We start from the raw sequence: 11,999 nt of genomic DNA on the forward strand, positions 1-11,999 counted from the left end.
GCCACGAATCGCAGGCACGGTTGTCACACCGGGCTGCGCTCCTTAGCCACGCCACGCGGCAGCCGCCGGAACAAAGGCCCCGAGCGGCACGAACCGGAAGCACGACAGAACCTCACAGCAACTTCCTCCGACGCTCCATCAACCGCCAGATAAACGGCGTGAAGATCAACTGCATCGCAAGCTCCATCTTTCCGCCCGGCACCACGATCGTGTTCGCGCGGCTCATGAAGCTGTTGTGAATCATGTTCAGCAAGTACGCGAAATCGATCCCCTTCGGATCGGCGAAGCGGATCACCACCATGCTCTCGTCGGGGGTCGGCACCGCGCGCGCAATGAAGGGGTTCGACGTATCCACCATCGGCACACGCTGGAAATTCACGTGCGTGCGCGCGAACTGCGGGCAGATGTAATGCACGTAGTCGTGCATCCGGCGCAAGATCGTGTCCGTGACCGCCTCGGTCGAATAACCGCGCGTGCTCTTGTCACGATGCAGCTTCTGAATCCACTCCAGGTTGATCACCGGCACCACCCCGATCAACAGATCCGGAAAGCGCGCGATGTCGACCTTGTCCGTGACCACCGCGCCATGCAGACCCTCGTAAAACAACAGATCGCTACCCGCCGGGATCTCCTCCCATGCGGTGAAAGTGCCCGCGGGCTGGCCGTAAGGCTCGGCCTCGTCGGCGCTGTGCAGGTACTTGCGCCGCATGCCTCGTCCGGCTTCGGAATAGCTACGGAACAACTGCTCAAGTTCGGCGAAAAGATTCGCTTCGTCGCCGAAGTGGCTGAAATGGTTGTGCGGCACGCCTTCGAGCTCGGCGAGGCGCTTGCGCATCTCGAGGCGATCGAAGGCGTGGAAACTGTCGCCCTCGATGACGGCCGCGGTGACCTTCTCGCGGCGGAAAATCTCCTCGAAGGTGCGCTGCACGGTGCTGGTTCCGGCCCCTGACGAGCCGGTGATGGCGACGATTGGGTGGCGTTCGGACATGATGTCCCCCTTGCGTTTGAGAAATCGGTTCTGCCGGCTCAGTTTTGACGAAAGAGACTGCGCGAATGGAATAGCGGCAGGTCGGCGCCGGCGTCTGGAGCGAGGAGCGGCGCGGGTTCGCGGTGGTAGCGCTCGATGCGCTCGACCTCTTCGCGCGAGCCGAAGACGAAGCCGATGCGCTGGTGCAGGCTCGTGGGCTCGACTTCGAGCACCGGCCGCTCGCCGGTCGAGGCGCGGCCGCCGGCCTGCTCGACGATCATCCCGATCGGGTTGCACTCGTAGAGCAGGCGCAGCCGGCCGGGCTTGGCCGGATCCTTGCGGTCGCGCGGGTACAGGAACACGCCGCCGCGCATCAGGATGCGGTGCGTCTCGGCAACGAGCGACGCGACCCAGCGCATGTTGAAGTCGGCCTCGCGCGGGCCGCTCTTGCCGGCGAAGCACTCATCGACGTAGCGGCGCACCGGCGGCTCCCAGAAGCGCGAATTGGCGGCGTTGATTGCGAACTCGCGCGTCGAGGTCGGGATGCCGATCTCGGGGTGGGTCAGAAAGAACTCGCCGATGATCGGGTCGAAGGTGAAGCCCGCGACGCCGTCGCCGACGGTCAGCACGAGCATCGTCGAGGGACCGTAGATCGCGTAGCCGGCGGCAACCTGCTGCGTGCCCGGCTGCAGGAAATCCTCGGGCTTCGCGTCCTCGCCCGGCGTCGCCGCGCGCAGCACCGAGAAGATCGATCCGACCGACACGTTCACGTCGATGTTCGACGAGCCATCGAGCGGGTCGAACACGAGCAGGTATTTGCCGCGCGTGCCGCCCGCAGGCAGCGGGATCGGCGCGTCGTTCTCCTCCGACACCATGCCGGCGAGCTCGCCGCCCCAGTGCGTCGCGCGCAGGAAGATGCGGTCGGCGAGCACGTCGAGCTTCTTCTGCGTCTCGCCCTGGACGTTCTCCGTGTCGAGCGAGCCGAGCACGCCGCCCAGCGCGCCGAGCGCGACGGCACGCGATATCGCCTTGCAGGCCTGCGCGACCTGCAGGATCAGTGCGTTGAATTCGCCCGTCGCGCCCGGATGCAGGCGGCGCTGGGCGATCAGGTATTCGGTCAAAGTCGTGCGTTCGATGTCGAACATGATGGCGAGTCCCGGTGGTCAGAATTCGGTGCGGATGGCGGCGGCCTAGGTTGCGGCTTCGGCGGCATTGATGACGCTGAGCGCGGGCGCCGGCCGGAAATGGCGGCTGCTGCGTACGTCGGCCTCGGTCAGCGTCGTGAGCGCCTCGGCATCGACAGTCGCGCCCGCTTCGAAGAGCCGCAGCGCTTGGCGCAGCCGCATGCGGTCGAGCGCGTTTCGCACGCTGCGGGCATTCGCGAAGTGCGGCAGGGGACGGCGCAGCGTGATGTATTCGTCGAAGGCGCGGCGCGCGGCGGCATCGAAGCGGTAGTTCCACTGCGCGAGCATCTTCCCGGCGATCTCGCCGAGCTCGCCGTCTGAGTAGTCGGGGAAGTCGATGTGGTGCGCGATGCGGGACTTCAGGCCGGGGTTCGACTCGAAGAAGCGCTCCATGCGGTCGGCGTAACCGGCGAGCACCACCACGAGGTCGTCGCGCTGGTTCTCCATCACCTGCAGCAGGATCTCGATCGCCTCCTGGCCGTAGTCCTTCTCGTTCTCGGGCCGGTAGAGGTAGTAGGCCTCGTCGATGAAGAGCACGCCGCCCATCGCGCGCTTCAAGACTTCCTTGGTCTTGGGCGCGGTGTGGCCGATGTACTGGCCGACGAGGTCGTCGCGGGTCACCGCCACGACGTGACCCCGGCGCACGTAGCCGAGGCGCTGCAGGATCTGCGCGATACGCAGCGCGACCGTGGTCTTGCCGGTGCCGGGGTTGCCGGTGAAGCTCATGTGCAGCGACGGGGGCTCGGTCGCGAGGCCGATGCGGCGGCGGGCGCGATCGACGAGCAAGAGCGCGGCGATCTCACGCACGCGGCGCTTGACCGGCACGAGGCCGACCAGCTCGCGGTCGAGGCCTTCCAGCACCTCGCCGATGCCGGCCTCGCGGTATTCGGCCGCGAGGTCTACCGTCTCGGAGAGCCCTTCGGGTGAAGCGGGAGGCAGGCCCGCGGCCTGCCGGTCGGCGGCGTTCATCGTGTTGTCTCCTCGTGGGTTGGGGGTGCGGCGCGCCGTCGATGCGGCGCGTTCCTGCACCGGTCAGGCGGTGTAGCGCTGGCCTTCGGGACCTCTCGCGACGGCGTAGCTCTCCAGCGTGTAGCGCACGACCCGCCCTTCGCTTTCCTGGCGTACGAGCCGGAAGCCGGGCTCCTCCGTGGGGCGATTGACGAGGAAGGACATGCGCATCGTCTCCCAGCCGTGGGTCGAGTCGAACGCGTTGACCCGGATGTAGTACTGCGGGTAGGCGGCGCGGCATTCGGTGAGCTCCACCATCACGCCCGCCGGGTCGGCGAGGTCGAACATCGGGTTGCCCCACATCGACCAGTAGGTGTTGCGCGGATGCGGGTCGTCGGTGTATTCGATACTGACCGCCCAGCCCTGGGCGAGGCAGTACTCGACCTGCTTGGAGATCTGCGCGTCGGTGAGGTCGGGCAGGAAGGAAAAGGCGCCTTGGGTGATTCTCATGTCGTGTCTCCTCGGATTCGTTGGCGGTTCAGGCGACGCTCGCGGTCGGCACGAAGTCCGACGTGTCGGTCGAGGTGTAGTTGAAGCTGACCTCGCCCCAGGTATCGAGCGCGGCGCGCAGCGGGGCGCAGTCACGTGCGGCGGCCTTGAGGATGTCCGGGCCTTCGGCGGCGATGTCACGGCCTTCGTTGCGTGCGAGCACCATCGCTTCGAGCGCGACGCGGTTCGCGGTGGCGCCGGCCTGGATGCCCATCGGGTGGCCGATCGTGCCACCGCCGAACTGCAGCACGACGTCGTCGCCGAAGAGGTCGAGCAGCTGGTGCATCTGACCCGCATGGATGCCGCCGGACGCGACCGGCATAACACGGCGCAGGCTCGCCCAGTCCTGCTCGAAGAAGATCCCGCGCGGCAGGTCGACCGCGTTCTTCATCTCGCGGCAGACGTTGTAGTAGCCCTGCACCGTCATCGGATCGCCTTCGAGCTTGCCGACCGCGGTGCCGGCGTGCAGGTGATCTACGCCAGCGAGCCGCAGCCACTTGGCGATCACGCGGAACGAGATGCCGTGGTTCTTCTGCCGCGTATAGGTGCCGTGGCCGGCGCGGTGCATGTGCAGGATCATGTCGTTGGCGCGGCACCAGTTGCTCATCGACTGAATCGCGGTCCAGCCGATGATCAGGTCCACCATCACGATCGTCGAGCCAAGCGACTTCGCGAACTCGGCGCGGGCGTACATCTCCTCCATCGTGCCGGCCGTGACGTTGAGGTAGTGGCCCTTGACCTCACCGGTGGCGGCCGACGCGCGATTGACGCCTTCCATCACGTACAGGAAGCGGTCGCGCCAGTGCATGAAGGGCTGCGAGTTGATGTTCTCGTCGTCCTTCGTGAAGTCAAGGCCGCCGAGCAGCGCCTCGAAGACGACGCGGCCATAATTCTTGCCCGACAGGCCCAGCTTGGGCTTCGTCGTCGCGCCAAGCAGCGGACGGCCGAAGCAGTTCAGGCGCTCGCGCTCGACGACGATGCCGGTCGGGGGGCCGCGGAAGGTCTTCACGTAGGCGACCGGCAGGCGCATGTCTTCGAGGCGCGCCGCCTTGATCGGCTTGAAGCTGAAGACGTTGCCGATGATCGATGCGGTCAGGTTCGCGATCGAGCCTTCCTCGAAGAGATCGAGTTCGTAGGCGACGTAGCAGAAGTACTGGCCCGGCTGCCCCGGAACGGGGTCGACGCGGTAGGCCTTGGCGCGGTAGCGGTCGCAGGCGGTCAGGCGGTCGGTCCACACGACCGTCCAGGTCGCGGTCGAGGATTCGCCCGCCACCGCCGCTGCGGCCTCGATCGGATCGACGCCCTCCTGCGGCGTGACGCGGAACAGCGCCAGCACGTCGGTTTCCTTCGGCTCGTAGTCGCCGTCCCAGTAGCCCATCTGTGCGTACTTCAGCACGCCCGCCCGATAGCGCTGCTTCGGGTCGATGATCGCTTCGGCAGTTTCCAGTGCGCCCATGTCTCGTCTCCTCTCGTTCGGTTCGAAATCCGTTGCCGGTGGATAGACATTAAGGCGATTTGAAAATAAGCTCCAATCGAATAAACACCGATTTTGAGATAAGGAATCCTGATGCGACTCGTTCAGCGATTGAGCATGCGTCAGCTGCGCGCCCTGGTGGCCGTGGCCGACTCCGGCAGCTTCACGGCGGCCGCGCATCTGCTGCACGTGACGCAGCCCGCGGTGTCGATGCAGATGAAGGAACTGGAGGAGGTCGTCGGCGAAGTGCTCGTCGACGGCCGGCGCCAGATCCACCTGACTTCTGCCGGCGAGATCCTGGTGCGGCAGGCGCGCGTCGCGCTCGAAGCGATCGAAATGGCCGAGCTGCAGCTGAAGGCGCAGCGCGACATGCCGGCGGGCACGATCGAGGTCGCGGCGATCACGACGTCCGAGTATTTCGTGCCCTACCTGCTGGCCGAATTCGGGCGCCGCTACCCGGACGTCGGCTTTCGGCTGACGGTCGCGAACCGCGAAGTCGTGCATAAGATGCTGCGCGAGCAGCGCGCCGATCTCGCAATCACCGGCGAGCCGCCGAGCGGACTGCCGCTGCGCCGCATCCCGTTTGCGCCGCATCCGCTGTCCTTCGTCGCGGCACCGGACCACGCGCTCGCCGCCCGAGAGCGAATCCCCCCGAGCGCGCTCGCCGGCGAACGCCTGCTGCTGCGCGAACAGGGCTCCGGGACGCGCGCGCACCTCGAACGCTTCCTGCGCCAGGCGGGCGTCAAGGCCGTGCGCGCCGACGAGATGGGCAGTAACGAGACGCTCAAGCAGGCGGCGATGGCGGGCATGGGGATCGCCTTCCTGTCCCATCAGTGCCTGGCGATGGAGCTTGCCGCCGGGCGCCTCGTGCGGCTGAACGTGCTGGGGACGCCGGTGGTTCGCGAATGGAACGTGCTGGTGCCCGAAGGCCGCGCACCCACGCCGGCGATGGTCGCGCTGCTCGATTACTTCCAGGCCGAAGGCGCCGAGCAGCTGCGGACGCTCGCGGCGTGAGGCGCCTTCCCCTCCCCCTTGCCTTCCCTTACCCGAGCGCCGAAGATCCATCGTCATGATCGCCCGCAAATACCTCTACCTCATCGCCCTCGCCCGCGAAAAGCATTTCGGGCGCGCCGCCACGTGCTGCCACGTCTCCCCCTCGACGCTGTCGGCGGCGATCCGCGGCCTCGAAGACGAACTCGGGGTCGTGCTCGTCGAGCGCAGCCAGCACTTCGCCGGGCTGACGCCCGAAGGCATGTGCGTCGTCGAACATGCACAGCGCCTCGCGGCCGGTGCCGAGGGCCTCAAGCAGGAGATGGCGCGCCTGAAGGGCGGGCTGAGCGGACGCCTGCGCATCGGCGTGATCCCGACCGCGCTGACGGTCGTCGCGTCGCTGACCGCGCCGTTCGCGCGCGAACATCCGCGGGTCGACATCGAGGTGCTCGCGTTGGCGACCGGCGACATCCTCGCGCGGCTGCGGGCCTTCGAGCTCGACGCCGGCATCGTCTATTCGGCCTCGGTCAGCGCTGCGGACCTGCTCGCGACGCCCGTCTGGCAGGAGAACCACGTGTTCCTGACCGCGCCGGGCGGACCGCTCGCGGGGCGCGACGCGGTGAGCTGGCGAGAGGCCTCGCATTTCCCGCTTTGCCTGCTGACGCGCGACATGCAGAACCGCCAGACGATCGACGCGGTGTTCGCGTCGCTCGACTGCCAGCCCAAGGTGAGCCTTGAGACGAACTCGATCATCACGCTGCTCGCGCACGTCTGCGCCGGCCCCTGGGCGACGATCGTGCCGCGCAGCGTGCTCGACCTGATCGGCGCACCGCGCGACGTCGAGGTGCTGCCGCTGACCGACCCCGCGGTCGCGTGGGAGACCAGCGTCGTCACGCTCGCGCGCGATCCCAGCCCGCCGATGGTCGCAGCGTTCGTCGCCGAAGCGCGCAGGCTGGGCGGCGAAGGCTAGCGGTGCGCGCGCCGCCCGGCATTCAGCCATAGATCGGCGCTTGCGCGCCCGCGCCGCCGACCAGCGCGAAGAACTCGCGGCGCGTCGTCGCGTTCTCGCGGAACGCGCCCAGCATGCGGCTCGTGATCATTGCGACACCCGGCTTATGCACGCCGCGTGTCGTCATGCACTGATGCGCCGCCTCGATGACGACGGCGACGCCCTTCGGCTGCAGCACTTCCTGCAGCGTGTCGGCGATCTGCACCGTCATCTTTTCCTGGATCTGCAGCCGCTTCGCGTAGGCATCGACGAGCCGCGCGAGCTTCGAGATGCCGACGACGCGGTGGCGCGGCAGATAGGCGACGTGGGCGCGGCCGATGATCGGGACCATGTGATGCTCGCAGTAGCTTTCGAAACGCACGTCCCGGAGCACGATCATCTCGTCGTAGCCCTCGACCTCCTCGAACGTGCGCGCGAGCAGCGCCTTGGGGTCGACGTCGTAGCCGGCGAAGAACTCCTCGTAGGCGCGCACGACGCGGCGCGGTGTGTCACGCAGGCCTTCGCGCGTGGGGTCGTCGCCGGTCCAGCGCAAGAGCGTACGCACCGCAGCTTCGGCTTCCTTGCGCGTCGGGCGCGGCAAGTCCTTGGCGGCTTTCGTCGTCTTCGCCTGCCGCGGCGGCTTCGCCGTCGATTGGGCGGGGGACGCTGCGGGTTCGATCGAAGGGGTCGGCATCCAGGCGCCGTCGGTGTCGCGCTCGTCAAGCATGTTCTGTCTCCTGCAACTGCGGGTGGGAATGAGGCACGGTGGCCGCTCGTCGGGCGGGCCACTCGGTGAGTAGTTCGGCGGCCGGGGGCCGGCCGAGAAAGGCTTGCGGGCTCGCGCTCGCGCCATAGGCGCCGGACTGGAACACCGCGACGAGGTCGCCGGGTGCGGCAATCGGCAGTTCGATGTCTTCGGCCCAGATGTCGTGCGGCGCGCACAACGGGCCGCACACGGTGACGCGTTCGGTGGGGCGACCGGTGCCACCGACGACAGCAATCGGAAAATGCAGATGGCGCCGACCTTCGAGCGCGCCTGTCGCATGCCAGTGGTGGTGAGCGCCGCCGTCGAGAATCAGGAAGACGCGGCCGCGCGATGCCTTGCGCTCGACGACGCGCGTCAGGTACAGGCCGGCCTCGCCGACGAGATAGCGGCCGAGTTCGAGCGCGAGGCGCGCATCGGGCAGCAGATGCGCGGCCTCGCGGGCAGTCGCCCGCAGCGCGTCGCCAAGGGCCGCGACATTGAGCGGGGCCTCGCCGGGGAAGCACGGGATGCCGAGTCCGCCGCCGAGGTTCAGCAGGCGCACGGGCGCAGGGGCGAAGGGCGCGAGCTCGCAGGCGAGTCGAAGTGTCGCGCGCTGGGCTTCGGCAATCGCGAGCGCGTCGAGGCAACGCGAGCCGGCATAGACATGGAAGCCTTCGAACGCGAGCGGCAGGCGCCCGATCTCGGCAAGCACCTCGGGCGCGGCTTCGCTGTCGACACCGAAGGGGCGCGGGCCTCCGCCCATGCGGGCGTCGGCGGCGAGGCCGAACGGGGGGTTGATGCGCAAGGCGATGCGCGGGCGACGGCCCCGCGCGAGTCGATGAGCCTCGCCGAGCGCCGCGAGCCGCCGCGCCTCTCCGAGCGATTCGACGACGACGAGCGCATCCGCGGCGACGGCGGCTGCCAGGTCCTCGTCGCTCTTGCCCGGGCCGGCAACGCTCAGCGTGTTCCCCGCGATGCCGGCGTCGAGTGCGATGGCAATCTCTGCGGCGGACGTGACGTCGCAGCCGTCGACCAAAGGCCCGACGTGCGCGACGACCGGGGGGTGCGGATTCGCCTTCAGCGCGTACAGCAGCGCGAGTCCCGCCGGCAGCTCAGCACGTAGCGCGGCGATACGGCGTTCGATCAGCGGCGCGGAGGATAGATACAGCGGGGTGCCGTGGCGCTGCGCGAACGCTTCAAGCGCAGACGCGCCAGAGGCGTCCCCGAGCCGCCAGTCCTGCAGCAAGGCGGGGAGGAAGTCCTTCATCGCTTGCCCTCCGAGGGGCTCGCTGCCTGCGCGGACCGGCAATCGAGCGGGTCGGCGCACGCAACGACACCAACACTCGGTCCGCGGTCGGCCGACGAGTAAGCCTCAACGCGCATCGCCAAGCTCCTCGACGATGCGCCAGCCGCGCTCGGCGGCCTCGACCCGCAGCCGCGGATCGGGCCGGACCGCGACTGCTTCGGCGACGCGGGCAAGCAGCGGCAGGTCGCTCGCCGAATCCGAATAGAACGTCGAGTGCGAGAGATCGTCCCACCGGAGGCCGAGTCCCGCGAGCCACGCTTCGACGCGCGAGACCTTCTCGGCGCCATGGCACAACTCGCCCTCGACCTCGCCGGTAAAGCGGCCGTCGCGCACTTCGGCACGGCTCGACAGCAGCTGATCGATGCCGAGCAGGCGCGCGAAAGGTGCGGCGACGAAGTCGTTCGTCGCGGTGACGAGCGCGCACAGGTCACCGCGTTCGCGATGCGACGCGACGAGCGCGCGGGCCGCCGCGGGGATCGTCCCGGCGATGGTCTCGGCGAACGCCCTGCCCCACTCGTCGAGCTCGGCCACCGAAAAGCGCGCGAGCGGCGCCATCGCGATGCCGTGCAGCAGCCGTACCGGCAGTTCGCCGCGCACATAGCGGTGGCAGCCGTCTAAGTAGCGCTCGGCGACCGCCGCTTCGAGCGCGCCGCGATCGACGAGGAAGTGCAGCCAGGCCATCCCGCTGTCGTAGGGGATCAGCGTCAGGTCGAGGTCGAACAGCGCGAGCCGGGGGCCGGATGCGGGCGATCGGGCAGCGGCGCTTCTCATGCCGTGCGCACCGCGCGGCGCGGCGCCTCGTCGGCGGCGTGGTGGCGCCGCTTTGCCGCTCGAGGCACCTTCGCCGGTATGGGTGCCTCGGCACGGTCGACGTGATCGACAACCAGCCCGGTCAGGAAGCGGGCCTTCAGCGCGCACTCCGCGAATTCCTCAGGCGCAGTACTGTCGATGACGATCCCGGCGCCGACGCCCATCTGCCCGCGGCGCAAATGCCCGTGGGCCGCGCCGAGGGTCAGCGTGCGGATCGCGACCGACAGGCAGAAGTCGCCGCACGCGGCGTCGCTGCGATCCGGCCCCGGCGCGTCGATCCAGCCGATGCTGCCGGTGTAGAGCCCGCGCGGCGTGTTTTCGAGTTCGCCGATGAGCTGCATCGTGCGATGCTTCGGCGCACCGGTGATCGAGCCGCAGGGAAAGAGCGCGCGCAGGATCGCCGGGAAGCCGACCTCGTCGGGGAGTTCCGCCTCGACCGTGGAGGTCATCTGGAAGACCGTGGTGTAAGGCTCGATCGAGAACAGCGCCGGCACTCGCACGCTGCCGACCTTCGCGATGCGTCCGAGATCGTTCCGCAGCAGATCGACGATCATCAGGTTCTCGGCGCGGTTCTTGACGTCCTCCTCGAGCTGCCGCGCGAGCTCGCTGTCGACTTCGACGACGGATGCGCGGCGCGAGGTGCCCTTCATCGGACGCGTGACGAGCCGACCGCCTTCGTGGCGCAGGAAGAGCTCGGGCGAGCAGGACAGGATGTGGCTCGCGCCCGGCCCGGGCGGCAGCGCGATAAAGGCGCCGTAGGCGACCGGCTGCCGCTCGCGCAGGCGGCGGTACAGCGACACCGGCGACCCGAAGACGTCGAAGTCGAGGCGGTAGGTGTAATTGACCTGGTAGGTCTCGCCCTCGCCGATCGCGTGGTGGATGCGCGCGATCGCGTCGTCGAAGGCTTTGCGGTCGACGCTCATGCGCGGCGCGAGGATGGTTGCCGGGCCGTCGTGAGCCACGTCGTACGGGTAGCCGGCTCGCCCGTCGGCATCCTGTGCGAGCAGCCAGTCCTCCACCTCTGCGGCCGAGAGCAGCGACAGCTCGGCGAAGATCAACACGCGCAGCGCACCGCCCTGCCCACCCGGCCGGGTATCGATGCGCTGCAGGCGCGCGCCCCATTCGTAATCGGCGAGCACGACGGCATGGCCGCCCGCGCGCTGATCACGCTCGACTGCGCGCCATACGGCATCCAGCGTCGCGGGGTCGTCGCAGCGATGCTCTCGCACGAAGCCGGTGTAGAGCCGGCTCGTCGGGTGGATCGCGGAGGAATTGCAGTCGTCGAGCAGGGCAAAGCAGGCCATGGAGGTCTCCTGCGTAGGTTTGAGGTGAAGCCGACTTTGCCAACTAAGCCAACATTCGGCGTAGTCGGAACCGACCTGGTTGAGCCTCGCTGCGCTCAACCCAGGCGATCGGTTCCGAAGGCCGTGCCGTCGGCCTCGCGTCAGCTCCAGTCGTCCATGTCGTGACGGATGGTGTGGCGGTTCGCGATCAACTCGTCGACGCTCGGCTCGTTGGCGAGCGCGCGGCGGATCGCGAGCTTGGTCGCCTCGTAGTTCGTGCGGTACATGTCCTTCTTGTCGAGCTCGGCATGCGTCGCGCAGCGCGGGTCGATCCACACGAGGCTGATGATGCAGAGGCGGTTCGCCTCGTCGCGCGGGATCACGCCTTCGATCAGGCAATCGACGACTGCGTCGGCAGTGGCCGACTGCACGACGCCACCGAAGAGTTCGATGTTCGCGCTGTCCTTCAGCGTGACTTTCGGGACCATCATCGTCGCCGGGCGGACTAGCTGGTTGCACGCGCGGATCGCGAACATCGCGGTGTGGCCTTTGCTCTGCGCCATCATGTTCGCAAAGGCCTGGCCGACCGGGCCATCGGTGCGGCCGATCAGGATCTCCGGCATCGCGTCGGTGTATTGGCCTTCGGCCGCCAGCATGGTCGCTTCGCCGGCGTGAAAGGTGTAATCGCTCATAACTGCTCCGTTGAAAAAGGGGTTGGGGTTTTGGATTCGGGCTTGGGGTCGGCGGCGGCCGGA

12 protein-coding genes are annotated in these 11,999 nt (G+C 68.2%); 2 read left to right on the forward strand and 10 right to left on the reverse strand.

Annotated elements, in window-relative coordinates; genetic code table 11:
* Positions 1-112: 112 nt before the first annotated feature.
* The 5 genes from VJ673_RS08995 to VJ673_RS09015 all read right to left on the reverse strand — a co-directional run bounded on the left by VJ673_RS08995 (position 113) and on the right by VJ673_RS09015 (position 5,104).
* On the reverse strand, positions 113-988 hold the full coding sequence (locus VJ673_RS08995) for a phosphoribulokinase (protein ID WP_324125741.1): 876 nt from the start codon (positions 986-988) through the stop codon (positions 113-115).
* Between the two features lie 38 nt (positions 989-1,026).
* Positions 1,027-2,112, reverse strand: a complete 1,086-nt coding sequence (locus tag VJ673_RS09000; protein ID WP_324125742.1) for a class 1 fructose-bisphosphatase — start codon at positions 2,110-2,112, stop codon at positions 1,027-1,029.
* Between the two features lie 45 nt (positions 2,113-2,157).
* Positions 2,158-3,120, reverse strand: coding sequence for a CbbX protein (gene cbbX / locus VJ673_RS09005; RefSeq protein WP_324125743.1), 963 nt, complete (start codon positions 3,118-3,120; stop codon positions 2,158-2,160).
* A gap of 63 nt (positions 3,121-3,183) precedes the next feature.
* Positions 3,184-3,609, reverse strand: a complete 426-nt coding sequence (locus tag VJ673_RS09010) for a ribulose bisphosphate carboxylase small subunit (protein ID WP_324125744.1) — start codon at positions 3,607-3,609, stop codon at positions 3,184-3,186.
* 28 nt (positions 3,610-3,637) lie between these two features.
* The gene (locus VJ673_RS09015; protein WP_324125745.1) at positions 3,638-5,104 is read right to left on the reverse strand and encodes a form I ribulose bisphosphate carboxylase large subunit; all 1,467 of its coding nucleotides are present in this window, start codon (positions 5,102-5,104) and stop codon (positions 3,638-3,640) included.
* Between the two features lie 111 nt (positions 5,105-5,215).
* Between VJ673_RS09015 and VJ673_RS09020 the strand changes: the two genes are divergently transcribed.
* Positions 5,216-6,136, forward strand: coding sequence for a LysR family transcriptional regulator (locus tag VJ673_RS09020; protein ID WP_324125746.1), 921 nt, complete (start codon positions 5,216-5,218; stop codon positions 6,134-6,136).
* A gap of 55 nt (positions 6,137-6,191) precedes the next feature.
* The gene (locus VJ673_RS09025; protein ID WP_324125747.1) at positions 6,192-7,082 is read left to right on the forward strand and encodes a LysR family transcriptional regulator; all 891 of its coding nucleotides are present in this window, start codon (positions 6,192-6,194) and stop codon (positions 7,080-7,082) included.
* Positions 7,083-7,104: 22 nt separating this feature from the next.
* On the opposite strand, the gene folE is transcribed toward VJ673_RS09025, so the two are convergent.
* From folE to fae, 5 genes are all read right to left on the reverse strand, one after another.
* The gene (gene folE / locus VJ673_RS09030) at positions 7,105-7,827 is read right to left on the reverse strand and encodes a GTP cyclohydrolase I FolE (RefSeq protein ID WP_324125748.1); all 723 of its coding nucleotides are present in this window, start codon (positions 7,825-7,827) and stop codon (positions 7,105-7,107) included.
* Positions 7,820-9,112: an alanine racemase gene (locus VJ673_RS09035; RefSeq protein WP_324125749.1), complete on the reverse strand. Its 1,293-nt coding sequence runs from the start codon at positions 9,110-9,112 to the stop codon at positions 7,820-7,822. The genes folE and VJ673_RS09035 overlap by 8 nt, the downstream gene beginning before the upstream one ends.
* Positions 9,113-9,217: 105 nt before the next feature.
* Entirely contained in the window at positions 9,218-9,922 is a 705-nt protein-coding gene (locus VJ673_RS09040) for an HAD family hydrolase (protein ID WP_324125750.1), read from the reverse strand.
* Positions 9,919-11,265, reverse strand: a complete 1,347-nt coding sequence (gene pabB, locus VJ673_RS09045) for an aminodeoxychorismate synthase component I (protein ID WP_324125751.1) — start codon at positions 11,263-11,265, stop codon at positions 9,919-9,921. Before pabB ends, VJ673_RS09040 begins: the two co-directional genes overlap by 4 nt.
* A 140-nt stretch (positions 11,266-11,405) precedes the next feature.
* Positions 11,406-11,936, reverse strand: a complete 531-nt coding sequence (gene fae / locus VJ673_RS09050; protein ID WP_324125752.1) for a formaldehyde-activating enzyme — start codon at positions 11,934-11,936, stop codon at positions 11,406-11,408.
* Positions 11,937-11,999 lie beyond the last annotated feature (63 nt).

Origin of the sequence: Aromatoleum sp. (genome assembly GCF_035254505.1) — a bacterium.
Classification (GTDB): Bacteria; Pseudomonadota; Gammaproteobacteria; order Burkholderiales; family Rhodocyclaceae; genus Aromatoleum.

Bases quoted from the DNA above. Each gene is read 5' to 3' on its own strand.
- VJ673_RS08995 (WP_324125741.1), bottom strand. From the start codon at position 988: ATGTCCGAACGCCACCCAATCGTCGCCATCACCGGCTCGTCAGGGGCC.
- VJ673_RS09000 (WP_324125742.1), bottom strand. From the start codon at position 2,112: ATGTTCGACATCGAACGCACGACTTTGACCGAATACCTGATCGCCCAG.
- cbbX (WP_324125743.1), bottom strand. From the start codon at position 3,120: ATGAACGCCGCCGACCGGCAGGCCGCGGGCCTGCCTCCCGCTTCACCC.
- VJ673_RS09010 (WP_324125744.1), bottom strand. From the start codon at position 3,609: ATGAGAATCACCCAAGGCGCCTTTTCCTTCCTGCCCGACCTCACCGAC.
- VJ673_RS09015 (WP_324125745.1), bottom strand. From the start codon at position 5,104: ATGGGCGCACTGGAAACTGCCGAAGCGATCATCGACCCGAAGCAGCGC.
- VJ673_RS09020 (WP_324125746.1), top strand. From the start codon at position 5,216: ATGCGACTCGTTCAGCGATTGAGCATGCGTCAGCTGCGCGCCCTGGTG.
- VJ673_RS09025 (WP_324125747.1), top strand. From the start codon at position 6,192: ATGATCGCCCGCAAATACCTCTACCTCATCGCCCTCGCCCGCGAAAAG.
- folE (WP_324125748.1), bottom strand. From the start codon at position 7,827: ATGCTTGACGAGCGCGACACCGACGGCGCCTGGATGCCGACCCCTTCG.
- VJ673_RS09035 (WP_324125749.1), bottom strand. From the start codon at position 9,112: ATGAAGGACTTCCTCCCCGCCTTGCTGCAGGACTGGCGGCTCGGGGAC.
- VJ673_RS09040 (WP_324125750.1), bottom strand. From the start codon at position 9,922: ATGAGAAGCGCCGCTGCCCGATCGCCCGCATCCGGCCCCCGGCTCGCG.
- pabB (WP_324125751.1), bottom strand. From the start codon at position 11,265: ATGGCCTGCTTTGCCCTGCTCGACGACTGCAATTCCTCCGCGATCCAC.
- fae (WP_324125752.1), bottom strand. From the start codon at position 11,936: ATGAGCGATTACACCTTTCACGCCGGCGAAGCGACCATGCTGGCGGCC.